Annotated in this window: 18 protein-coding genes; 3 read left to right on the forward strand and 15 right to left on the reverse strand. The window is 74.1% G+C overall.

Going from position 1 to position 22,165, the window contains the following annotated elements:
• Nucleotides 1–9 precede the first annotated feature (9 nt).
• Nucleotides 10–450, reverse strand: a complete 441-nt coding sequence (locus tag SMD11_RS02115; protein ID WP_087924771.1) for a hypothetical protein — start codon at nucleotides 448–450, stop codon at nucleotides 10–12.
• 264 nt (nucleotides 451–714) lie between these two features.
• On the opposite strand from SMD11_RS02115, the gene SMD11_RS02120 reads away from it, so the two are divergent.
• The gene (locus SMD11_RS02120) at nucleotides 715–1,827 is read left to right on the forward strand and encodes a PP2C family protein-serine/threonine phosphatase (protein ID WP_234365851.1); all 1,113 of its coding nucleotides are present in this window, start codon (nucleotides 715–717) and stop codon (nucleotides 1,825–1,827) included.
• 26 nt (nucleotides 1,828–1,853) lie between these two features.
• Here SMD11_RS02120 and SMD11_RS02125 read toward each other — a convergent pair whose 3' ends face one another.
• Together SMD11_RS02125 and SMD11_RS02130 are read right to left on the reverse strand one after the other, a co-directional pair.
• Nucleotides 1,854–2,510 carry an FMN-binding negative transcriptional regulator gene (locus SMD11_RS02125; RefSeq protein ID WP_087924773.1) on the reverse strand — a complete coding sequence of 219 codons (657 nt, stop codon included), beginning with the start codon at nucleotides 2,508–2,510 and terminating at the stop codon, nucleotides 1,854–1,856.
• A gap of 78 nt (nucleotides 2,511–2,588) precedes the next feature.
• Nucleotides 2,589–3,425: an EamA family transporter gene (locus SMD11_RS02130; RefSeq protein WP_087924774.1), complete on the reverse strand. Its 837-nt coding sequence runs from the start codon at nucleotides 3,423–3,425 to the stop codon at nucleotides 2,589–2,591.
• Between the two features lie 180 nt (nucleotides 3,426–3,605).
• Here SMD11_RS02130 and SMD11_RS02135 point away from each other — a divergent pair, with 180 nt between their 5' ends.
• On the forward strand, nucleotides 3,606–4,265 hold the full coding sequence (locus SMD11_RS02135) for a hypothetical protein (protein ID WP_159395185.1): 660 nt from the start codon (nucleotides 3,606–3,608) through the stop codon (nucleotides 4,263–4,265).
• A 22-nt stretch (nucleotides 4,266–4,287) separates the two neighbouring features.
• Here the strand turns inward: SMD11_RS02135 and SMD11_RS02140 are convergent, their stop codons facing one another.
• A complete protein-coding gene (locus SMD11_RS02140) occupies nucleotides 4,288–5,280 on the reverse strand; it encodes an Lrp/AsnC family transcriptional regulator (RefSeq protein ID WP_234365852.1) in 993 nt (330 codons plus the stop codon).
• Nucleotides 5,281–5,458: 178 nt separating this feature from the next.
• On the opposite strand from SMD11_RS02140, the gene SMD11_RS02145 reads away from it, so the two are divergent.
• Nucleotides 5,459–7,009: an MFS transporter gene (locus SMD11_RS02145; RefSeq protein ID WP_107421920.1), complete on the forward strand. Its 1,551-nt coding sequence runs from the start codon at nucleotides 5,459–5,461 to the stop codon at nucleotides 7,007–7,009.
• Nucleotides 7,010–7,102: 93 nt separating this feature from the next.
• On the opposite strand, the gene SMD11_RS02150 is transcribed toward SMD11_RS02145, so the two are convergent.
• The 11 genes from SMD11_RS02150 to SMD11_RS02200 all read right to left on the reverse strand — a co-directional run bounded on the left by SMD11_RS02150 (nucleotide 7,103) and on the right by SMD11_RS02200 (nucleotide 22,162).
• A complete protein-coding gene (locus SMD11_RS02150; RefSeq protein ID WP_087924777.1) occupies nucleotides 7,103–8,578 on the reverse strand; it encodes a DUF6519 domain-containing protein in 1,476 nt (491 codons plus the stop codon).
• 113 nt (nucleotides 8,579–8,691) lie between these two features.
• The gene (locus tag SMD11_RS02155) at nucleotides 8,692–10,908 is read right to left on the reverse strand and encodes a hypothetical protein (RefSeq protein WP_087924778.1); all 2,217 of its coding nucleotides are present in this window, start codon (nucleotides 10,906–10,908) and stop codon (nucleotides 8,692–8,694) included.
• Complete coding sequence (locus SMD11_RS02160) at nucleotides 10,905–14,813, reverse strand: putative baseplate assembly protein (protein WP_087924779.1); 3,909 nt, start codon at nucleotides 14,811–14,813, stop codon at nucleotides 10,905–10,907. Before SMD11_RS02160 ends, SMD11_RS02155 begins: the two co-directional genes overlap by 4 nt.
• A complete protein-coding gene (locus tag SMD11_RS02165; protein WP_234365853.1) occupies nucleotides 14,810–18,025 on the reverse strand; it encodes a putative baseplate assembly protein in 3,216 nt (1,071 codons plus the stop codon). Before SMD11_RS02165 ends, SMD11_RS02160 begins: the two co-directional genes overlap by 4 nt.
• The gene (locus tag SMD11_RS02170; protein WP_087924780.1) at nucleotides 18,022–18,441 is read right to left on the reverse strand and encodes a GPW/gp25 family protein; all 420 of its coding nucleotides are present in this window, start codon (nucleotides 18,439–18,441) and stop codon (nucleotides 18,022–18,024) included. The genes SMD11_RS02165 and SMD11_RS02170 overlap by 4 nt, the downstream gene beginning before the upstream one ends.
• Entirely contained in the window at nucleotides 18,438–18,770 is a 333-nt protein-coding gene (locus SMD11_RS02175) for a hypothetical protein (protein ID WP_087924781.1), read from the reverse strand. Before SMD11_RS02175 ends, SMD11_RS02170 begins: the two co-directional genes overlap by 4 nt.
• Before the next feature lie 13 nt (nucleotides 18,771–18,783).
• Nucleotides 18,784–19,299, reverse strand: coding sequence for a phage baseplate assembly protein V (locus SMD11_RS02180; protein ID WP_087924782.1), 516 nt, complete (start codon nucleotides 19,297–19,299; stop codon nucleotides 18,784–18,786).
• A gap of 38 nt (nucleotides 19,300–19,337) precedes the next feature.
• Nucleotides 19,338–20,480 carry a hypothetical protein gene (locus SMD11_RS02185; RefSeq protein WP_087924783.1) on the reverse strand — a complete coding sequence of 381 codons (1,143 nt, stop codon included), beginning with the start codon at nucleotides 20,478–20,480 and terminating at the stop codon, nucleotides 19,338–19,340.
• The gene (locus SMD11_RS02190; protein WP_087924784.1) at nucleotides 20,473–20,832 is read right to left on the reverse strand and encodes a hypothetical protein; all 360 of its coding nucleotides are present in this window, start codon (nucleotides 20,830–20,832) and stop codon (nucleotides 20,473–20,475) included. Before SMD11_RS02190 ends, SMD11_RS02185 begins: the two co-directional genes overlap by 8 nt.
• Nucleotides 20,832–21,482, reverse strand: coding sequence for a hypothetical protein (locus SMD11_RS02195; RefSeq protein ID WP_087924785.1), 651 nt, complete (start codon nucleotides 21,480–21,482; stop codon nucleotides 20,832–20,834). Before SMD11_RS02195 ends, SMD11_RS02190 begins: the two co-directional genes overlap by 1 nt.
• Entirely contained in the window at nucleotides 21,479–22,162 is a 684-nt protein-coding gene (locus SMD11_RS02200) for a hypothetical protein (RefSeq protein WP_087924786.1), read from the reverse strand. The genes SMD11_RS02195 and SMD11_RS02200 overlap by 4 nt, the downstream gene beginning before the upstream one ends.
• Nucleotides 22,163–22,165 lie beyond the last annotated feature (3 nt).

A 22,165-nucleotide genomic window follows, 5' to 3' on the forward strand; every position in this document is an offset into this window, starting at 1 on the left:
TGGCCGCGGTCAGCGGCGGAGGTCGCGTGACAGGTCGACGAGGTCGTTCGCCAAGGTGGCCACGACCTTTTCGCGGAACTCGTCCGGGCTCAGCTTCACGGGCGTGTCGGGGCCCGCCTGGCCGACGATGATGCCTGACGGTGCCTCGGCCTTCGCGGCCTGCTTCTCCGATATGCCGTCGATGGTGTGCGCGACCGCTCCGGACACCGCGCTCTGCATCGACTTGGCCACGCTGAGGTCGTCGACGGACAGGGCGACGTAGGCCGCGAGCAGTTTGCCCGCCTCGTCCTCCACGCGGATCCCCTTGGCGATGGCGTTGCCCTCGCTCACCGTCAGCGTCAGCGTGCCGTCCTCCGACTGCTTCAGTGTGAGCCTGGCGTGCTTGACCTCGGGATTGGCCATGGGATCGGCGAGGCCGTCGGACGCGAGCGCTGTCTTGTGATCGGACATGATGCTTCCCCTTCACCGGCGCGTCGGGACGTGCTCCCTGCGCCTACCCTCGGAACGGGCTCCGATACGCGGGGCCGGCGCCGGGCCGGTGCGTACCGCCGCGTGTCTCCCGCCCGCCTCTTCCGTACCGCTCCCGTGCGGGACCGGGCGGCCGTCCGACGGGTACCCGTACAGCCGCGCCATGACTGGCAGCCGCAATCCGGCCCGGGGATGCTTGAGCGTGTTGTCCGGCTTTGTACGGCACAGGAGAGCGGGAGCTGGCGCGTGAGGTCACCGAGTGCGGGCCCTACCGGCGTGTGGCGCTGGTGCCTGCGTCATGTGGGGTGGCTGCCGCTCCTCCTGCTCGTCGGAGGCGCCCTCCTCGATTACCACACCGCTCCGCACTTCAGCGCCGAGGCGCTGTACACGGCCGCGCCGATGACGGCCGCCGCGCTGCTGTCGCTGCGGGCGACGGTCCTGGCGGGCATCGGCGCCTGTGTCGCCGACTTCGCGCTGCTCACCCATTTCGGCTTCATGGACGATTCGGGCGGGCGGAGCGAGCTGGCGGCGGTCGCGACCGTCTCGGCCTTCGCCGTCCTCGTCAACCGCCTCATGTACTACAGCGACGTGCGGCTCCAGTCGGCGCGCAAGGTCGCGCTCGCCGTGCAGAGCGCCGTGCTGCCCGAGCCGCCGGCCTCGGTCGGGTCCTTCCGGATCGCGGTGCGCTACCAGGCGGCGGTGCGGGACGCGCAGATCGGCGGCGACCTGTACGGCGTGCAGGACACCCCGTACGGGGTGCGCTGCCTGGTGGGCGACGTACGGGGCAAGGGCATGGACGCGGTCAAGGCGGTGGACGTGGCGCTGGGGGTGTTCCGGGAGGCGGCCGACGACGAGCCCACGCTCGTGGGGGTCGCGGCCAGGCTGGAGCGGGCGCTGCGGCGGGAGGCGGACCGGCGGGCGGGGCTGGAGCGGACCGAGGGGTTCGTCACCGGCGCCCTGGCCGAGATCCCGCACTCGGGCGGGGAGCTGCGACTGGTCAACCGCGGCCACCCGGCGCCGCTGCTGCTGCACGGCGGCCGGGTGCGCTGCGCGGAACCGTCGGAGCCCGCCCTTCCGCTGGGGCTCGCGGGGCTGGGCACCGGCGAGGACCGCATCGACACGGTGCCGTTCCCCCAGGGGTCGACCCTTCTGCTGTACACCGACGGGCTCACCGAGGCGCGCGACCGGGCCGGGGTCTTCTACGACCCCGTCGCCGGGCTGACCGGGCGTGAGTTCCCGGGGCCGGACGCGCTGCTCGACGCACTTCTCACGGATGTCAGCAGGCACACGGGCGGCTGCATCTCCGACGACATGGCACTGCTCGCGGTGACATGGGACGCCGGCCCCGGGAGCGCGTGACGCCGGAGGGCGGGCCGGGGTGCCCGTCAGCGCCCCTCGGGGTCCCACGCGCCGACCCGGTCGAGGCGGCGCCGCTGGCGGCGGGCGGCCGGGGCGTCCAGGCCCTGGTCCCGGGCGCTCAGCCGGTCCGCCACGGACTCGCGGTGCCGGAGGGGTTTGTGGTCGTCGTACTTGAACTTCGCGAGCACCGAGGAGACGTGGAGGCGCAGCCCGCGGATGCCGGGCAGCATCCGCCCGTACGGGGGCCGGCCGGGATGGACGTCCGCGTGGTCCCCGGCGGGCTGGAAGTGGGCGAGCTGGCGCCGCAGGAGCTCGGCCTTGTCCGCCGCGCCGTCGACGATCTCGGCCCGGCAGGTGAACTGCACGGCGGAGTAGTAGCTGGTGGGGACGCCGTCCTCGGGCGGGGTGCCGGCCGGGGCCCGCCAGGTGCCGGGGACGAAGGCGTAGTCGCCCACGACGCTCAGCACGACGCGCGGGTCGCGCTCCAGGGCGCGCCAGACGGGGTTGGGCCGGGCCAGGTGGACGAGCAGGGTCGTGCCGTCGGCGCAGAAGTGGGTGGGGACGACGGCGGGCGGCTCGCCGGGGACCCCGTTGACGACGAGCTGGCCGAAGTCGTGGCCGTCGTCGATCCAGCCGCGCCACTCGGCGGCGTCGAGGGCGGCGTCCCAGGGGTGTACGAGCATGGCGGGGTTCTCCTGACGGGTGGGGAGCGGTCACCTGCGGCGAAGCCGGGCGGGCGGGGGGCGGGCCGTGGCGCCGGCTCAGCCGAGGGCGAGCAGGCTGACGGCGGCCGCGGCGGCGCCGAGTCCGGCGAGCTGGCCCCGGTGGACGCGTTCGGACAGGACGGTACGGGCGAGGAGGACGGTACCGGCCGGGTAGAGGGCGGTGACGACGGCCACCACGGCCAGGTCGCCGCCGCGGGCCGCGAAGAGGAAGGCGAGGTTGGCCAGGGAGTCCAGCGCGCCGGCCCCGGCCGAGAGGGCGAGCGAGGGCCGTTCGGGGCCGAGCCGCCCGCGCAGGAGACCGGCGGCGGTCAGGGTCACGGCGGAGGAGACGGCCCTGCCGACGACCAGCGGTGCCACTCCGCTGTCACCGGGCGCCTGGTGGAGGCAGACGAGCTGGAGGGCGATGGCGGCGCCCGCGCCGCACGCGAGGAGCAGTGCCGTGCGGCCGGGGCGGGCGGAGCGGGTGCCGGGGCCGGCGCTGACCAGGACGACGGCGACCAGGGCGAGGGGTACGCCGATGAGTCCCGCGACGCCCAGGCGCTCGCCCTGCACGAGGCCGACGCCGACCGGCAGCACGGCGGAGACGAGGGCCGTCACCGGGGACAGCACGCTCATCGGGCCGATGGCCAGCGTGCGGTAGAGCAGGGCGAAGGCGGCGGCCGAGGCCACACCGGAGGCCGCGCCCCAGCCGAGGGCGGCCGCGCTCCAGCGGGCGCCGAGGACGGGCCACAGCAGCAGTTCGACGGCGAGGCTGGCGGGTGCCGCGATCATGACCGTGCGCAGCACGTGGGCGCGCCGGGCCCCGAGTCCGCCGAGGAAGTCGGCGCAGCCGTAGGCCAGTGAGCTGCCCAGGGCCAGAATCAACGCGATCACGACACTCCCTCTCGTTCGACTTAATGACCGGAGGGTATATCGAAATGACCAGATCGGTCCAACAGAACGACCGCAAAGCGCATCAGGATGACCGGCCGCACGGGCGGAGCGCCACATCTGAGTACGTGGCTGAGTACGAGCGCTCAGGGCCCCGCCGGCCGGGGCCGCGATGCTGGGGGCATGACAACGCCCCCTCTCGCCGATCCGCGGCCGCAGCCGTACCCGCCCTTCCCGGCCTCCCCTCCCCCGCTCCCGGGCCGGGCGCCCCGCGGGCGCGGGGCGCTGGTGGCCGGCACCGTCGCGGTGCTGGTGCTCGCGCTGTGCGGGGGCGCCGCGTGGTGGCTGACGCGGAGCGACGGGGATCCGCTGGCCGGCCGGCCCCGGGTGACCGACAGCGCGGCCGGGCTGTCGTACGCGATACCCGAGGGGTGGAAGGACAGCGGCCGGGAGAAGCTGATCGGCGCCTTCACCTCGTCGGTCGGCCCGGAGCGTGCCGAGCGCGAGGGAGGGAGCACCGTCCTGGCCGGGCGGGCCGGGCCCGTACCCGAGGAGGCGCTGAAGCCGCAGGCGGAGAGGGCGGCCCGGTCGAACGCGGTGTTCTTCTCGCCGGACGGGCGGTCGACGCTGGAGGAGTCGCGGGCGACGAAGGTGAGCGGCCGTCCGGCGCACACGGTGGTGCTGAGGCTGGAGGACGGCGAGGGCGGTACGGGCCATCTCCGGATGACGCTCGTCCAGGTGGACGCCGGCCGCTCCGCCTTCCTCCTGGGCATCGCCCTGCCGGCCGGGCCGGACGAGCGCCACGAGGTCGACGCCGTGCTGGAGAGCGCCTCCGTGAAATGAGCGCGGCGGCCGGGCCCGCGGCTCAGCGCGGCGGGTCGAAAAGCCGACTGCCGTCGCTGAGCAGGCCCGCCCGTTTGACGTGGCGGAGCACGGGGACGACCTCCAGCTGGTGCACGGACGTCAGCGCGCCGATCTCTTCCGTGATGTACCTGTACAGGGCGTGCCGGTCCTTGCAGAGCACCGAGGCGGCGAGGTTGCTGGTGCCGGTCATGGCCGCGACGAAGGGGACCTGGGGGTGGTCGGCGAGCGCCTGGCCGACCTCGGCCAGGACGCTGGGGGCCACGGTCACGGCGAGCGCGGCCTCCGTCCGGTAGCCCAGGTGGACGGGGAGGATCTCGACCTCGAAGGTGAGCGCTCCGGTCCCCCGCAGATACTCCAGGCGGCGGCGCACCGTGGACTCCGAACGGCTGGTCGCCTTCGCGAGTTCGGGGTAGCCCGCCCTGCCGTCCCGCGCGAGCACGGCCAGCAGGGCGTGGTCGAAGTCGTCGAGCCGGACGGTGTCCTCGCGGTTCACCTCCGGCGGCCGCAGGGCCTGTATCTGCTCCTCGCCGAGCTCGGCCGGGCCCAGCCAGTGGCCGGGGCCGGCGGTGTACCGGTGGAGGAGGCTCTGCGCCGAGACCCCCGTGACCTGCCGGGTGCCGGGCAGCTTCTGGAGCAGGAGGGCCTCGTGGTCCTCCGAGGTGCGGGAGCTCACCATGCATCCGACCTCGGCACCACCGGCGAGGATCTTCACCCAGCCGGTGTCGGGGCGGTGGGACAGCGCCTCGGCGATGGCCACCGCCGAGCCCGGGACGCACTGGATGCGCAGCCGGGACTCGTGCATGCCGACGCGGTCGCCCACGGGCAGGCCGAGCACCCGGAGCAGTCCCGCCCCGCGGAGGCGGCGGTACCGGCGGATCACGGTCTGGTCCGTGGTCTCCAGGGCCGCGGCGAGGCGGCTGAAGGCGGCCCGGCCGTCGATCATCAGGGCCTGGACGAGCTGCCGGTCGAGGAGATCGAATCCATGGTCGTTCATATTTTCGAGCATCTCATACGGGAGGTGTGTCGGATTCCGTCATCCGGGCCGTGCTGGTTTCCGGAAACCGCCCGGCCGATGCGAGCTTCGAACCGGCCGGGAGCGCGGCTCCCCGGGTACCGCCCGGGGAGCCTGTCGCACTCCCGGCCTCGTTCGTGACAGAGCTCTGGAGGTTCGGATGCGTAAGTGGCTGCCGCTCGTAGCGGTGTGCCTGGGAACGTTCATGCTGCTGGTGGACGTCACGATCGTCGTGGTGGCGCTGCCCGACATGGCCGAGAGCCTGCGCACCTCCTTCGCGGACCTCCAGTGGGTGATGGACATCTACGCCCTGGCGCTCGCCGCGCTGCTGCTGGGCGTCGGTTCGCTGGCCGACCGGGTCGGCCACCGGCAGGTGTACGTCGTGGGCCTGGCGCTGTTCGCGCTCGCCTCGCTGGCCTGCGGGCTGGCGACGGGCCCGGCGGCCCTGATCGCCTTCCGCGGGGTGCAGGGCATAGGCGGGGCCGCGATGCTGGCCACGACGACGGCCCTGATCAGCAGCATCTACCAGGGCCGGGACCGCGGGGTGGCGTTCGGCGCCTGGGGTGCCGTCAGCGGCGCCGCGTCGGCGGCCGGGCCGGTCCTGGGCGGTCTGCTGACCGAGCACCTGGACTGGCGCTGGATCTTCTACGTGAACCTGCCGCTCAGCGTGCTCGCCGTCGCGATGACCCTGCGGTTCGTCGCCGCGACGCCCGCGCGGCGGTCCCGGGGCGTCGACCTGCCCGGCATGGCGGCCTTCACCGTCGCGGCCGGCGCCGCGACCTACGCCCTGATCAAGGGCAGTGACAACGGCTGGGCATCGGCCACCACCCTGGGGCTCTTCGGCCTCGCCGCGGTGGCGCTGCTCGCGTTCCTGGTGATCGAGAAGCGCCGGCGGGAGCCGCTGCTGGACCTCTCGCTCTTCCGCCAGGGTTCGTTCTCCGGGCTCATGGTCGCGGCGGTGCTGCTGTCCGTCGCCGCGTTCTCCTATCTGGCCTACACCTCGCTGTGGCTCCAGTCCGTACGCGGCATGGGTCCGGTCACGGCGGGCCTCACCTGCCTGCCCATGAGCCTCGCGGCCTTCCTCGTCGCGTCGCTGTCCGGGCGCTTCCTGCACGGCGCCTCGCCGCGCTGGACGGTCGGCCCGGGCCTGCTGCTGATCGGCGCGGGCGCGTTCCTCCAGGCCACGATCGACGCGGACTCCAGCTGGACCGTCCTGGTGCCGGGCCTCGCCGTGACCGGCGTCGGCGTCGGCATCGCCACCCCCATGCTGGCGTCCGCGGCGCTGGCCTCGGTCGCGCCCGAGCGCGGCGGGATGGCCAGCGGTGCCGTCAACACCGCCCGCCAGCTGGGGAACGCCCTGGGCATCGCCGTCCTGGGCGTCGTCTTCCACGCCGGGATGACCGGTGCCCTCCGGGACCACGGGAAGGGCTCCGTCGCCGATCCCGCCGCGACGGCCGACGCCCTGGCGGGCGGTCAGGCGGGCGCCGTGATCGCCCACGCGGGCCCCGCGGAGCGGGCCGCGGCCGGGCGGCTGGTGCACGAGGCCTTCGCGACCGGGCTCCAGCACACCTTCCTGGTCTCCGGCGCGCTCGGGGTGCTCGGCGGCCTCGTCGCGCTGGCGCTCGTACGCCGCCCCTCGACGCCCGCCGCGCGCCGGCCGGAGCGACCGGCGGCGACCCGCGCGGAGGCGGCCGAGCCCGCCCGTCTGTGACGCGTCGTCACGACTCCCCGCCGCAGGGCCGGGGCCGGAAGCCCGCGGTGGCTCCCGGCCCCGGCCCTGCGGCGTACGGCTGACGGCGGGTGGTCACCGCTCCGCGACGGCCTCGACCGGCGCCGCCAGCGGCCGGAAGCTGAACCGCAGGTCGGTCTGCGACGCCTCGCCGCCCACCACCCAGGCCAGCGGGGCGTAGTGCGCCTCGATGCCCGCCGGGGGCTGGAGCAGCGGCCGGGCGTCCGCCGTGGCGGGCCACTCCACCGTGCCGGTGGCGGTGCGCGCGGGGACGGTCCAGTGGTCGCCCGGACGGTAGCGGCCGCCGGGGGCGAACCAGACCTGGACGCCGTCCTCCAGGTCGGTCCACGCGCCCTCCACCAGCTTCAGGCCGCCGTCCCGGTCCTGCCGGGCGGTGCCGCGGCCGCCGGGGGCCCGGTGGTCCCAGCGGCGGAGGAAGGGGTGCAGACCGGGCAGCCTGCCGGTGCCCGGGCCCGGTTCGGCGTCGAGCCGCACCCGGCGGCCGGGCAGGTCGACCTCCTCCACCCGCAGCAGGTCGGCGGGTTCGCCGCGGCTGGTGTAGGCGGAGTCGGCGAGCTCCACCCGGTCCCCCGCGTTCAGGTCGAGCTTGTCGTCCTGGCCGAGCGTGGTGAGTTCCACCCAGGTGCCGTCGAGCGCGGCCACGGGGAAGACGACGGAGCCGTTCTCCCGCGACCACTTGAAGGTGGCGGTCCCGGACGTCCCGCCGGTGTGGACCTCCACGCGGTAGAGCTGGTTCTCCGGGCCCCGGTAGCGGGAGTCGGGCGGGGTCACGCACGGGTCCTCGTCGGTGCGCGCCGGGCGCTCGGTGCGGAAGGCGGCCGCGGCGGCCGGGGCGCGCTGCTTGTCCGCCCAGGCGCGGAACGCCGTGCGCAGCTGGTCGGACGTCGGGCTCTCCGGGGCGCCCAGGTCGGTACCCGTCAGGGGCAGGACCTGCCAGACGGTCTTGATCCTGGCCGCCGTGTCGGGCAGGGCGGCGCCGAGGGCGACCTCGCGGATCTCGGGGTCCTCGGCGGCGGTGACCGTACGCTCCCACACCTTGAGGTAGACGAGGTAAGGCAGCTGGGCGGGCAGCCGGTCGGCCGGCTTCTCCGCGTCGCGGTAGGCGTCGGGCTGGTCCCAGTACGTCCAGACGCCGTCGGCCGGCGGGCCCTGTTCACCGCCGGCGTCGCCTTCCGGCCCCTCGGCGCCGGCGGGGGCGTCCGCCGCACCGGTGGGCTCGTGCTCGGCGGGCGTCCCGGCCGGCGGGCGGCCGGCGTCGCACAGGATGCCGTCCACGTAGTACCGGCCGCCGTGGATGACCAGGTCGTCGAGCGTGTTCTCGCCCTGCCGGAACTCGATGCGGAAGCCGGTGGCACCGTGCGGGCCGCCGTGCTGCCCTATCAGGTCGGCGGCCAGGGTGCGGGCCTGGTGCCGGGTGATCGCCGCCTGCTCGTTGGCGTCGGCGTCGAGCTGGACCCGGCCTTGCTGGGCGAGCACGCCGGAGTAGTGCTTGGCGGGCCGGAAGGTGAGGCGGGAGAGGTCTGCGTGCATGGGTTGGTTCCCCTCGAAAAGCGTGGAAAGCGTGAAAGGCGTGGAGAGCCGTCGGGCGAGGGACCTCGGCGGGCCGGAACGGGACCGGCCCGGCGCCGGTGGGTGACGCGGGGTCAGGTCACGTGGATGATCCCGGCGTCGGTGCCGGCCGGTGAGAACTCCTCCAGGCGGGCGCGCAGGCTGTCCTCGCGCTGGGGCTGGAAGAGCTCGTGGAAGGCACCGAGCTCGGAGCCGTCCTCGGCGCCCCGGGTGATCTCCGGCGCGCAGCCGCGGGCCGGCCGGCCGTAGGCCGGGGTGCCGTAGCGGACGCTGGTGAACACCGGCCGCACACGGGCCGACTCGGCGTCCTGGAGCCCGGGGACGTCGTCCCACGGGATCTCGCCCTTCTCGGCGCGTTCCCGCACGGCGGCGCGCACCTCGTCCGGCTGGCAGTGGTAGCGGCGCGGGGTGCGCGAGCCCGGTGGCACGTAGCAGAACCGCACGCAGCCGATGCCGCGCCGGGCGGTGTGCACGCGGCCGGTGAAGAGGCTGTCCTCGGCGAGTCCGACGGCGTGGACGTGGACCTCGCCGATCACCGTGGTGCGGTGGGCGCGCAGCACGGCGTGGGCGTGGCGGCACTCCGGCCCGGAGAGGGCCTCGCGGCCGGAGCCGGTGGCGTCCACGATGCTGTCGGCGATGTGGATCTCCAGCGGGTCGGTGCCGGCCTCGTCGCCGACGACCTCGATGGTGCCGAGGACGCTGCGTTCGATCTGCACGCACGTGGTGGTGCACTCCAGGACCAGGCTGGGCTCCTGCGGCGAGTGCGGTTCGCAGCGCGGCTCCAGCGACCAGCCGGGCACCAGGGTGCAGTGCCGCAGGACGACGGAGCCGACCGGGCCGGTCACGCTGATGCCGCGGCCGGTGACGAGCAGCCCGTCCAGGACCACGCGCGGCCCCGGCCCCTCGCCGGGGTTGCCGTGGATGTTGAGGGCGTCGGGCCGGTTGCTGTACCAGTCGAGAAGGCGGATGACCGGGCGCGCGCCCTCGGCGGCGCGCACCTCCAGCCGCTCCCCGGGGGACAGGTCGAAGTCCAGCTGTTCCTGGTGGGCGCCGCTGTGGGTGAGCTCGATGACGGCCTCCGCGCCGCCGTCGGAGCGCCACTGCTCGTAGGCGTCCATGATGCGCTCGAACGGCCGGTCCGGCCCGACCTGGTAGACGGTCGCCCGGGGCGGGGTGTCGCGTTCCCTCGGGTACTCACCGCCGCCGGTGTCGTCGCCGAACGCGTAGTGGTAGCTGACCCACGCGCCGTGCCGGGGCGCGCAGCGGGTGCCGAAGGCCATGCGGCCGAGTTCGGGGTCGACGACGACCTGGCCGCGCCGGGCCCGGTAGGTCCAGTCGGAGAGGTCGGCGACGACGATCTCGGCGGGCGGTACGGGTTCCTCGTCGTCGTCCCGCCAGACGGTGAAGGAGCGGCCGGGGCCGTAGTGGTCGGTGAGCCCGTCGGCGAGCTGCCTGCGGCGGATGAAGGCGGGGACGTTGTCCATGGTGGCCAGGTGGGAGGCCGAGGGCTCCGGCTCGGGCCTGGCCACCAGCGGGCTGTCGTTGCCGAGGATGGAGAAGGTGTAGAGGTTGCGGGCCCGGTCGATGCAGTAGGCGGGCGCGCGCGTCACCGGGTAGGGCTTGAGCCGCCAGACGAACAGGCCGACGCCCGACGGGGTGTACCCGCCCCGCCGGCGGGCGGATCCGGCCCGCCGTACGTCGACGCTGTGCGCGGCCGGGTCGAAGGCGCCGCCGAGCAGGTCCAGGGCGGCTCCGTCGCGGACGTCGAGCAGCCGGCCCCGGGTGAGCCGGGTCGCGGCGGCCGCCTCCCCGGCCGGCCCGAACAGGCGCACCGGCTGGTGGGCGCCGAGCAGCCGGGAGAACTCCACCGCCCTGGCGGGCCATTCGGCCACCGACGCGGAGAGCTCCTCCAGCAGCGCCAGGGTGCCCTTGCGCCGCCGGTTGGCGACGGTGTCCGCGACATCGCGGCGGGGGGCGAGCCGGGCGGCGAGGCGCCGCCGCGACTCGGCGGTGCCGCCGCCGGGGCCGCCCGCGGACAGGCCGGTGGTGAGCACCTCCTCGTAGCCGGGCAGGACGCGGTAGCCGACGAGGTCGCCGAGGTAGGGCACGGCCCAGTCGGCGCAGGTCTCGACGAACCAGTCCTCGTAGCCCTGTTCCACTCCCGAGCGCACCAGGTCGACCTGTTCGGCGATCACGGCGAGCAGGGCCCGCAGCGGCTCCCCGGCCTCGGCGTCTCGCAGCTGGTGCCACTGCGGGAGCAGTGCCAGCAGGCCGTCGGGGTCACGGTTCACGCCCGCGCCTCCTTAAGGATCAGTGTGTCCGGCACGTCCGGCGAGAGCAGCGCGAACTGCGCCGGGCGGATGCCGCGGAAGACGACGACCACGCGCCCCTTCCGCAGCGGCCGGGTGTCGGTGATGTCGGGGTTGAGGCGCAGCAGTCCGGCGACGGTGATGCCGTTCCTGGCGGCCACCTCGGTGAGGGTCTCGGTGGTCTCCTGGCCCGGCGGGGAGACGGTGTAGCGGGCCTCCTCGTACGTGGCGGGCCGGGCGCCGACCACCGGCTGAGGGCGCGTCAGCTGCTCGGGGAGCTTCTCCAGGCCCTGTGGGGTGAGGCTGCCGGCGACGCCGGTGAACACGTCGACGTCCACGTACTCCACGCCCGGTACGGACTGGGCGGTGGCCAGCACCTCCGAGAGGTACGCGGGGGTGCCGAGCTCGCGCGCGGGGTAACCGAGCCGGGCCAGCAGCGCCCGGCGCAGCGCCGGTTCGACGAGGTCCCACGAGTGGTCGGGGTGCACCTTGACGTCGGCCGCGACGATGAGCAGGACCAGTTCGCGTACGGCGACGGTGACCGGCACCCGGGGGTCGCCGTGGGCGGCGAGGGCGGTGCGCAGGGTGCGCACGATGTCGGAGTCGTCGGTGAGCGCGATGTCGTCGACGCCCGCGACGGTGAGGTGGACGGTGCGCCGGGTGCCGTCGAAGATCTGCCGGGCGCTCGCCCTGCCGATGCCGGCCCGGGAGCGGGCGAAGTCCTCGTAGTCGGGCACGGAGACGAGCCGGTCGAGGGCGGTGACGGCGAGGGGGATGTTGCGGCGGGCGAGCCGGGGGCCGTCGGGGTCGGCGCCGCCGGTGGCGGGCAGCGGGTTGACGACGCCGGTGACGCCGAGGGGCCGGGTGGTCGGCTGGGTGATGCGGCCGGCCTTGACGTTGGCGGCCCTGCCGACGCCGATGCGGTAGCGGGCGCGGACGTTCTCCTGTCCGGTGGGCAGGCGCGCGCCGTGCACGCCGTCGCCGAAGGTGAGGGTGGTCCGGCCGCCGGGGCCGTCGGCGGTGTGCGTGACGAAGACCCGCTCGCGCGGCCCGCGTCCGGCGAGGCTGTCGACCTCCCGCCAGCGCACCCCGTCCACCCGGACCTCCAGGGTGCTCTCGGCGCCCAGCGCGTTGTCGGCGGCGAGCCAGGTCAGCGGGGACTGCCAGAGGGTGAACGTCTGGTTGGCCCTGCTCGCGTCGCCGCTGCCGATGGGCTCGTCGCGGGTGGCGCCGTGGGTGGCCCGGGCGACGTTGCCGTGGACGCGCAGGGTGTCGCGGCGGTAGTGGAAGGCGAGCTTCGCGGTGAGGACGAGGGTGGTGTGCACGGTGTCGCCGGGCAGTGCGGGGGTGACGCCCTGCCGGACCTCGGCGACCATGGCGAGCTCGGTGCCGATGACCCCGGTGGTGCCGGGGATGTCGGTGCGCTCGCCGCTGAACACCAGCCAGCGGCCGGGTGCCAGCCCCTCGTGGAGTCCGGCGAGCTCGATCTCGTTGCCCTGGACGTCCTCGGTGACGGTCTCCTCGGCGAGGCGGAGGGTGTCGCCCCGGGCGAGGACGGTGGTGTCCCTGATGTGGGCCAAGGAGGTGTCGAACTCGTCGAGCCAGTCGTCCTGGAGGGTGAGTTCGGTGACCTTGCCGGTGATGCCGAAGGCGGCGCGGGAGACCACGCGCGCGTCGGTGACGCGGGTGACGACGTGGGCGAACTCCTTGCTGCCGGGTATCTGCCCGGGGCTGCCCTTGCGGGGGCGCTCGACGGCGACCCAGCTGCCGGGGGCGATGCCGTCGTAGACGGCGTCCAGGGCCAGCCTGTTCCGGTCGGTGACCTCCAGCTGGGTGGTGATGACGACCTCGACGGTGGCGGGCTTGCCCTCCAGGGCACTGCGCTTGGCGGTGACGTCCAGCCTGCCGAGGGTCTGCTTCGGCGGGCTGTCGGTGGGGCCCAGGAGGAAGGAGACGTCGGGGTCCGTGCCGTTGGTGACGGTCACCCGCACCCTCTGGTCCTTGCCGGGCCGGGAGACGAACACGGTGGCCTTGGGGAGTTTCTCCAGCAACTGGGCGGTGACGCCGAACTTCTGCGGGTCCGGGGGATCCGCCGGGGCGGCCGCGCCGGCGTCTCCGGTCCCGCCGGAGCCGGGGTCCGGTTCCCGCGGCGGGAACGTGGTGTGCACCCGGGCGGTGCCCGGGCCGACGCCCTCGACGTCCTTGGGGGGCAGCGCCTTGTCGACGGGGAGCTGGAGGTCCTTGGTCGACGTCGTGGAATTGGCCACCGCGTAGGCGAAGGCGATGTGCGCGGGGACGGTGGCGGCGCTGTCGTAGGTGACCGTGGTGCTGATCCCGGCGACACCGGAGAGCGGCCAGTCGTCGTAGTCGATCCCACCCCCCGGCTTGACGGGCATGGGCGCGGTCGCGCCGAAGGGCGTCGCGGTGGCCCTCATGACCTGCACGGTGGCGAGCGCGAGCGGCGCCGTCAGGTCCACCTTCCGCCAGGCGTCGTGCAGGCCCTCGCGGATCCTGGCGTCGAGCGCGGCCAGCAGCTGGGCACCGATGTCGGAGCCGGGGGCGTAGGCGCGCTCGGGGTCCCGGGCGAGGTGGCGGGCGTTGACCGGGGGCCGGGCGGGCGCGGTGCGCAGCGCGGGGAGCAGGGCGCCCAGGCCGCGGAAGGCCGGGTGGGCGGGCCCCGCCGGGGCGGTCGGTGCCGGGGCGTCCTCGTGTCCGCCGTGCTCCTTCGTGGGGTCGTCCCCGAGGCGGAGCCCGTCGAACAGCGGCTCGTGCGCGCCGCCGGGTGACGAGGGCGGTTTCGGCTTGTCCGCGGCGGGCTGCGGTGGTTCCAGGGTCCGGGCGTGTGTGATCAGTTCGGTGAACTTCCCGGCCAGGGCGTCGAACCAGGGGACGATGCGCGGGTACGGGGCGGCCAGTTCGAGGGCCTCGGCGACGCGCCGCTTGTCCGTGGTCAGCCGGTCGACGAAGGCGGACGCGGTCTTCAGGTCCGCCAGGTCCTTGCGCAGGGGCCCCAGGACGTCCTCGTCGAACCGGTCGACGAGGCGGCTGCCCCGGGGCCGCGTGGTGGGCAGGTCCTTGTCCTGCGGGGGGAGCCACTTGGTCAGTTCCTCCCGCAGCCCCTTCAAGGAGGGCCGGGCCGTGACGGGGAGGCCGATCTCGGTGATGTCGTTCTCACGGTCCAGGCGGACGTGGGGGACGGTGCGCAGGAACCGCTTGTCCCGGGCGGACTCCTCGGCGCTGAAGACGAACAGCAGCTGGTCGCCGGGCTTGACGTTGTTGGCCGTGCCCGCGAGGAACAGCTCGGTGCGCCGGGCCAGCAGGTCGGGTGTGACCTGGTAAGGGCGGCGGCGCAGCACCGGGAGTTCGTTCCACGACCAGCGGGCGGCGAGCTCCTCCGCGGTCTCGAACGACTGCGGCTCCTCCCCCGGCCCCGGCACGCTCTGGCTGCGGGCGCCGCGCGGGATCAGTACGGGCGTCTCCCGGCCGGGGTCCGGGTCGCGGTCGAGGGTGTAGGCGAGGACGGTGTCGGCGGCCACGCCGGGGCGCGGCCGGTGGCCGACGAGCCGGCCGAGCAGGGCGAGGGAGCCGTCCTCGGTGGCGGTGCGCAGATAGCCCTCGTTGGCGATCCGCTCGGAGTAGAAGGTGAGCAGGTCGCCGAGGACGGCCCAGGTGTCGAGCAGGGCGATCGCCGGGTCGTCGGGGGTGCGTACGGTCAGGTCGCGCAGCGCCGGGTAGGCGGGTCCGGACAGCCGGGCGAGCATGGAGGAGAGGAACTCCCCGTAGGTGCCCACCCGGTGGCGGACGGCGGTGAGGCCGGGCGGGTTGGTCACCTCGGTGGGTGTCGCCGTCGCGGTGCCCCGGCAGCCGCAGTCGCATCGGCCGCTCATCGGCCGCCTCCGATCTCGATGCCGAGTCGGCCGTTCTCCGGCCAGTCGGGGTCGTTGTCGCATTGGGCGATCTCCAGCGGGCCGAGCCGCAGCAGTCCGGCCTCCAGCTCGCCGTCGTCGTGCTGGTGGAGCCGGCGCAGCCGGGTCGTGTGGACGCTGACGACGCCGGGGACGGCGGCGGCCGCGGCGACCAGGCGGCTGACGCGGACGGGTTCGCCGAAGGTGAGGGCGTCGGGGTGGAAGAAGCCGAGCCGCCCGTCGGGGAGGGTGCGGGTGCCGAGGACCCGGCGCAGTTCGGCGAGGACGTGGCCGCGCTGGAAGCCGGGGGCGGCGCACACGGTGAGGGAGATGTCGAGCGGGATCAGGCGGGCGGGGCGCACGACGACGTCGTGGCCGATGCGCCGGTAGGTGTCGAGGACGTGCCCGACGGCCTCCAGCAGGACGGCGCCGGGCGCGGCGGTGCCGAGCGGGTCGACGGCCACGTGGACCTCCTGGGTGGCGCCCGTCCAGCGGATGTCGGCGGCGGCGCGCTGCACCCCGGGGACGCGGGCGGCCAGTTCGGCGTAGTCCCCGGCGGTGACGGCGCGCAGCCGGGTCCGCCGCAGGGCCAGGGGCGCGAGCCTGCGTACGTCGTCGAGGGACTCGGGGGCGGTGCCTCCGGCGGCGGCGAGCGGGTTGCGGACGCGGGTGACGTCCGGGGAGCCGGCGCGGCACAGGAGGAGGTGGTTGATGGCCTCGGCGCCGACGTTGCCGGTGGGGCCGTTGCCGATCCGGTAGGAGATCTCCAGGGTGGAGCCGGGTGGTGGGACGGCGCCGTGGCGGTTGTCGCCGAAGCGCAGGGCGAGCCTGCCGTCATCCTCCGGTTCGCCGACGAAGTGGCGGTCCCTGCGGCCGCTGGAGAGCAGGTCGCGGCGGGGCAGCCAGGTGGGTGCCGCGTCCTCCGGCTCGCCTTCCGGGTCCTGGGCCGGCTCGCCGGTGACGACGACGGCGGGCAGGGCCGTACGCGGGTCCTGGCCGGTGCCGGCGGCGGGGCCCGCGAGCCGGGGGTCGGCCGGGTGGAGGCCGTCGGCGTACTCCTCGCCCCAGCTGTGCCGGAGCTCCCAGGTGACGCGCCGGTCGAGGACGCCGCCGGCGCGGGCGCGGGCCACGAGCACCGCGAGGCGGCGCAGTTTGCCCGCGAGCAGCCGGTGGCGGCGGGCGATGAGCTCGCGCAGGGCCTCGGCGGGCCGCTCGGTCAGGTGGAACCGGTCCAGGGTGCGGGCGCCGAAGACGACGGTCAGCTCGGCCACCTGGTCCGGTGTCAGCTCCTCGCCGTCGTGGGCCTGCGCCCACAGCTCCTCCAGGCGGACGCGCAGCCGCTCGGGGACGGTGGCGAGCAGGTCGGCCTGGCTCGCGGCGACCCGTGCGGGCGCCGGGTAGGGGGCGGCCTGGGTGACGGGCGCGTACGGCAGTACGGGCCGGAAGCGCGCCGGGAGCCCCGGGTAGGACGTCTGGGCGAGCAGGGTCTCCAGGGCGGCGGCCTGCGCGTCGGCGCCGGGCGGCACCACCCGCTCCTCGTCGCCGGCGCCGGAGGCCAGGTGGATGTCGAGTCCGGCGCGGGCCACGGCCGCCTCGCCCACCAGGCGGTGGAGCTCGCGGACCTGGCCGGGCTCCAGCTGGTACCCCTCGCGGGCCCGGTCGAGCATGTCGTGGACGGCGGCGGCGGACCCGGTGGTCTCCGCCCGGTCGCCGCAGCCGAAGCCGGGCGGTTCGCACCCGGGGACGGTGACGGGGGCGGGCGGCACCGTGACGTACTCGGGTTCGCCGCAGCAGTGGGTGAGCGAGCGGCCGTGGTCGACGAGGACGACGTTGGCCCGGGCGAGGCTGACGTCGGTGAGCGGCGCGCAGTCGGTGCCGGCCCGGCTGGAGAGGCACACCGGGAAGGTGAGGGCATCGGCCGCGGCCCAGGTCACCTCGACGACGGGCTGGTCGTACAGCTCGTCCACGAGGGGGGTGACGGAGGTGAGCCGGACGGCCTGGCGGTGTGCGGGGTCGGCGTCGGCGGGGGCGCCGGTGCGCGGGCCGAGGACCTCCTCGATGAGGAGGATGTCGCCGGGGCACAGGGCGAGGACGCGCTCCCGTTCCTCCTCTTCCTGGCCACCGTCCGTACCCTCGGCGCCCTCGTCCGGGCACACCCATGCGTCGCGCAGGGTGGCCCCGGTCGCTCCCTTCGGGAGGTAGCAGTCCTCGTCGCCCCAGGTCCACAGGCGGACGGCGTTGTGCGCGGGGCGCAGGTCGAGGTCGCACCGGTCGAGGGGTTCGAAGACCTCCACGAGGGCGGTCTCGGCGATCGTGTCCAGTTCCTCGTCGGGGATCACGGTGCCGAGGTCGGGGCGTTCCTGCGGTTCGAGTCCGCTGATGTCCACGGCGGCGAACCGGAAGGTGCCCGGCTCCAGCGTCAGGGCGGTGTCCACCTCCAGGGCCACGTACGCGCGGGCGTTGCAGCCGTCGTGCATGGGGTAGTCGACGAGCCGGGCGTGGCGGCGTACGGAGACCCGGCGGCGCGCGGTGTCGAGGTACGCCTCGGTGGCCACCGCGTCCTGCTGGTAGCTGATCTGGTCGGCGGTGTGGGCGAGGAGCTCGACGAGTGTGACGCCGAGGTCCGGGACGTGCCGCTCGGCCCAGTCGGGGGTGGTGAGCGTCATCCGGTCCAGGGCGAGGCGCCGCAGGCTGTCGTAGTCGCGCGCGGTGTAGTCGATGACCGGGCGCGGCCCCGGCTCCGGCGGGCAGGTCTCCTCGTCGCGGCAGTCGAAGGGGGTGGGGCAGGCCGGGCCGAAGGCGAACCCGGCCCGGTGGTAGCGCGGGTCGAAGCCGCGGTACGGCCGGTCGCCCGGCCGCCCGTACGCGTCGGCCTCGACGACCGCCAGGGTGTAGTGGGAGGTGTCGCCGGCCTTGTCGACGGTGACCAGCATCCGGTCGTCGAGCTCGGGGTCCTCCTCGGTCTCCACCGTGACCGCGACGGCGCGGATGCCGGTGACGCGGCGGCCGCCGTCGACGCGGATGTTCCGCGGGCCTATGTGGCACGGTGAGGGCGCCTTGCCGAGGAAGGTGACGGTGAGGGTGCGGCCGTCGTCGCTCACCTCGATGCCGTCGAGCCCGTTGAGGTCGGCGGCCCGGACGTCGTCCCGTCTGCGTTCCGTGGCGCAGTTCTGCGCCGTTGTCCCGCCTGTCACGCCGCTCCCCGTCCTTCGAACTCCTCGACGCGGTGCGAGCCGGTCCGGCGCACCACGTAGACCAGGTGCACCCGCACCACGTTCTCCTCGCTCACCACGTCGAGCGACTCCACCTCGATCACGTCGCCGAGCCAGCGCTGGAGGGCCGCCTGCACGGTCAGCCGGAGCGCGGAGGCCAGCTCGGGACTGTTGGGGGCGAAGACCAGGTCGAGCAGCCCGCAGCCGAAGTCGGGGCGCGTCACGCGCTCGCCGGGGCTGGTGAACAGCAGTTGCTCGATCATGTCGCGGACGTGGTCGTCGTAGCCGGCGTCCGCGGTACGGCCCCGGGTGCCGATCCGGAACGGGAAGGCGATGTCGGTCCGGCGCGGCCCGGATCCGGGCGTCCGGAGGCCGGGGTTCCCGCGCGCCCCGGTCACCGGCCCACCACCCGCTGCTGGACCACGGACACGTTGGGCGGCCCCTGGGGTGCCTGGTCGGCGGCCAGGCACAGCCCCGTGGAGGAGCGCAGGACGGCCGGCGAGCCGTTGATCCTGATCCGGGTGGAGGGCGCCACCCAGCGGATCGTCACGCAGGGGTGCGGCGGGCCGGACGGCGGGAACGGGCAGCCGGTGACCGTGTCGAGGTCGGCCACGGAGGCGGCGGGGTTGCCGCCGACGATCACCCTGGTCTGCGCGGGCAGGATCGTGGCCCGCGCCCCGTGCGGGCAGGTGACCGTCGCGTTGACGTGCAAGAGATTGCCGGACAAGGGAACCCTCCTCTCAGGTCACGCTCAGGGCGTCCTGGTTGATGGTCACGGTCGGGCCGATGAGCGTGATCTTCGCTCCCTGGCCGTTGTCGATCTCGATCCCGGAGTCGTTGATCACGATCGAGGCGCCCGTCGCGGACTTGAGGGTGATGCCGGTGACCGGGTCGTCGGAGAGGACCAGCGTGCGCCGGCCCAGCGTCGTCCGCATGACGTGGTTGGGGGCGACGGGCAGGCCGGTGAGCGCCTGCGGGGGCAGTTCGCTCTCGTGCCCGTAATAGCAGCCGGACCAGATCGGGTCGCTGGGGTTGCCCTGCTCGAACTCCATCCACACCCCGGACCCGACCGGTGGCACCGCGTAGTGCCCCATCCCCCGGCCGGCCACCGGGAAGCAGGGCATGGCCCAGTTGGACGGCTTGTCACCGAGGACGTCCGTCACCAGCGCCGTGATGCGGCCCCTCCGCTCGGGATCGGTGTTGTTCACCACGGTGCCCCGGTACTTCCCGAGGTAGCGGGTGGGTTCAGTGGCCATGCGTCTGCTCCTGTGCTGGGGGCTCTCGCTCTGCGGGGTTACGGGCGCACGACGGGCGTGCGGGAGATCAGTCCCTCGCGGGCGAGGGTGAAGTTCTGGGTGTAGGCGCCTCGCTGGAGGTTGTGGGTGACGCTCTTGACGAAGTAGAGGCCGTCGTAGGTGATCCCCGCCCCGCGTACGCCCACGAGCTCGCGGGGCCGCAGGACGTGGCCGTAGCGGACGACGTCGAGCTGTCCGGAGCCGGAGACGGCGTCGGCCGACTCCATGGCCTTGGCGAGGGTCTCGGCCAGGGCCGGCGCGGTCTCCTTCTTGGCGGCGTCCTTGACCTTCGTCTTCTTCAGCGCGGGCGCGGGCTTGAGGGCCAGCGGGGGCCGCAGGATGCTCAGTTCGGGCAGGGGCAGCAAGGTCGAGAGCTTGGTGGTGGGGATCTGCACCCGGGCGCTCGGCTCCTCGCGTGCGGTGCCGTCGAAGGCGAAGGTGAGCTGATCGACGTTGGACAGGGCGTCCATGTTCACGTTGAGGGCGTGCTGGGGCACGCCGAGCCGCACCTCCGGCCCCCAGTAGGCCCGGCTCATGCCGGGCACGGGCCCCGGGTCGAGGTAGAACACATAGCCGTTGGCCTTCGCCAGCTCGCTGATGTAGCCGAGGTCGGTGCCGTTCTGGGCCTCGTTGCGGTGTGTGGGCAGCGACATCTGCGGGATCAGCTCGGGAACGACCAGCGGCGTGACGCCGTAGGAGGCGTAGCGCGTGAGGATCACCGCGACCCGGCCGGCGGGCGACAGCGCCGGGAAGGAGTCACCGGTACGGTCCTCCAGGTCCATCAGCACCGTCAGGTCCTCGCCGGTGACGGTGAGGGTGGACTGGCCGGGCTGGTTGCTGATGCCGACCTCCTGACGGATGAGCACGCCGTCCATGAGGACGGTCGGGGTGCCCTGGACGGTGACGACGAGCACGACCCTGGTCTCGGGGTCGAAGAACCCGGCGGGCAGCAGAGCGGTGTTGATCAGCCCGCCCTTCGACAGGTCGAACGCCAGCTGGAACCCGCTGCGCTGCCCGCTGGCCACGGTGACCTGGGCGGACAGCAGGGCGTCGGTGACGGGCTGCGGCACGGGCACGGGGATCCGGCGCCCCATCATCAGGGTCAGCCGGATCGGTCCCGTGGTGACCGGGGCGTCAGCCATCCACGGCTCCGGGTACGCCCGCCGGCAGCGCGATCCGCAGCCTGCGGCCGGGGGTCGCGGTCAGCTCCCTGGGGTCGACGACGGGGTTGGCGTCGGCGATCTGCCACCACTGGTCGGCGCTGCCGAGGTAGTGGTGCGCGAGCAGGTCCGGGCGGTCACCGACGCTGACGGTGTGCTCGGCGAGGGTCCCCAGCCGCGCGGGGTCGGGCAGCAGGCGCCGCTTGAGGTAAGGGGTCTGCCGGCCGTCGGGGTCCACGTGCAGGGCTACGGGGGTGTCGTGGTAGCGGCTGGAGCGGGGGTAGGAGGTGGGGGCCGGGATCGCTTCGAGGGGAGCGTCACTGCCGTTCGTCATCAGAAACCCCCCGCGTTCCCGAGCCCGAGGACCCTACGGCTGCCGGAGGTCGCCGTCCCGGTCAGCTGCTCCTTGTTCGCCAGGTGCGCCAGGTACAGCTCCGCGCCCCGGTGCCCGGTGGGCAGATCGTTGACGGTCAGCACCCGCAGCCCGATGCCCACCGAGGCGCGTATCGGATTGAGCTCGGCATCGAACGCCTGCTCCGTGATGGTCAGCTCGGTCAGGCGCACGGGCATGACCCGTTTGCTTCCCCAGGTGAACAGCGTCAATGGTGCCTCCACCGGGGATATCTCCAAGGTCCCGAAGGACGCCAGCAGTTCCTTCGCCCTCAGCACCGCGCTCGGCGGGTGCAGCAGCGTCTCCAGGGCGGCCAGCTGTGGAGCGATCCCGTCGGACCAGGGCAGCTCCAGCTGGTCCGTGGCATCGATCTCGGCCGTGAACTTCCAGGTCTCCGTGGCCGGCCCCTTCAGCCGCAGCACCTCGGTCCGGTCCCCGGCACCGTCCGCACCGGCCGCGTTGGGGGCGAGCGAGCGCTCCAGGGTGTCCGGGTTGAACTGGAGCACGATGATGCCGCGCGGGGTTCCGCGCTGCGGATCGATGATGACGATTCCGGAGCGGATGGGTTTGGGGAGATCCGCGTAGCGGGTCATAGGCGCTGGGCCAATCGGTCGGTGAGGGCGGTGTAGTCGTGGTCGGGGAAGAGCCTGGGGAGGACGTCGAGCATGTTCCTCATGTCGGCGAGCACACCGCTGAATTCCTGGTCCCCGAGGCGGACGTCGGCGAACAGGTACTGCCAGCCGTGGACGCCCTTGGTGAGAGGCAATGCCGCCAGGTATCCGCAGTAGTCGACATCCAGCTTGAAGAAGCCCCGTGAGACGTCGAAGAACCACAGTTCGGGATTGGGAGTGCCGGGCTGGATCCGCAACGCGGTGAGCTTTCCGGTACCGGTGAACCGTGTGTCGTCCATGACCCGGAGCTGGGGTTCCAGTTCGCGCTCGAAATCCGAGCCGTACTCGACACCGAGGTCAGGCGGTTGGTCAGCCACCAGGGAGAGGAGGTCGCCGAGAGTGAACTCGCCGGACAGTTCCCGGCCGTCCGCGTCCGCGGACCAGTGGGCCATGATGCCCGAGAACCGGAAGAAGCACCGTTTGAGCGCCGGGTCCAGCGTCACGCCGTACCACTCCGCGACCCTGCCGAACACGGTGTCGGCGTCGCCGAAGCTCTCATCGGCAGGCCACAGGTCGTCGCGGTGAAGATCGACCGGTGGGCAGGCTCTCAGTTCGTCGAGCATGGCCACCAGCCCCCTTTCGCACTGCGTGAGATCGTTCACGTC

This window comes from Streptomyces albireticuli, assembly GCF_002192455.1.
Lineage (GTDB): Bacteria > Actinomycetota > Actinomycetes > Streptomycetales > Streptomycetaceae > Streptomyces > Streptomyces albireticuli_B.

Excerpts from the sequence above, each read along its gene's own strand:
- SMD11_RS02115 (WP_087924771.1), bottom strand. The coding sequence starts at position 450 with ATGTCCGATCACAAGACAGCGCTCGCGTCCGACGGCCTCGCCGATCCC.
- SMD11_RS02125 (WP_087924773.1), bottom strand. The coding sequence starts at position 2,510 with ATGCTCGTACACCCCTGGGACGCCGCCCTCGACGCCGCCGAGTGGCGC.
- SMD11_RS02135 (WP_159395185.1), top strand. The coding sequence starts at position 3,606 with ATGACAACGCCCCCTCTCGCCGATCCGCGGCCGCAGCCGTACCCGCCC.
- SMD11_RS02140 (WP_234365852.1), bottom strand. The coding sequence starts at position 5,280 with ATGAACGACCATGGATTCGATCTCCTCGACCGGCAGCTCGTCCAGGCC.
- SMD11_RS02145 (WP_107421920.1), top strand. The coding sequence starts at position 5,459 with ATGCGTAAGTGGCTGCCGCTCGTAGCGGTGTGCCTGGGAACGTTCATG.
- SMD11_RS02150 (WP_087924777.1), bottom strand. The coding sequence starts at position 8,578 with ATGCACGCAGACCTCTCCCGCCTCACCTTCCGGCCCGCCAAGCACTAC.
- SMD11_RS02160 (WP_087924779.1), bottom strand. The coding sequence starts at position 14,813 with ATGAGCGGCCGATGCGACTGCGGCTGCCGGGGCACCGCGACGGCGACA.
- SMD11_RS02180 (WP_087924782.1), bottom strand. The coding sequence starts at position 19,299 with ATGGCCACTGAACCCACCCGCTACCTCGGGAAGTACCGGGGCACCGTG.
- SMD11_RS02185 (WP_087924783.1), bottom strand. The coding sequence starts at position 20,480 with ATGGCTGACGCCCCGGTCACCACGGGACCGATCCGGCTGACCCTGATG.
- SMD11_RS02190 (WP_087924784.1), bottom strand. The coding sequence starts at position 20,832 with ATGACGAACGGCAGTGACGCTCCCCTCGAAGCGATCCCGGCCCCCACC.
- SMD11_RS02195 (WP_087924785.1), bottom strand. The coding sequence starts at position 21,482 with ATGACCCGCTACGCGGATCTCCCCAAACCCATCCGCTCCGGAATCGTC.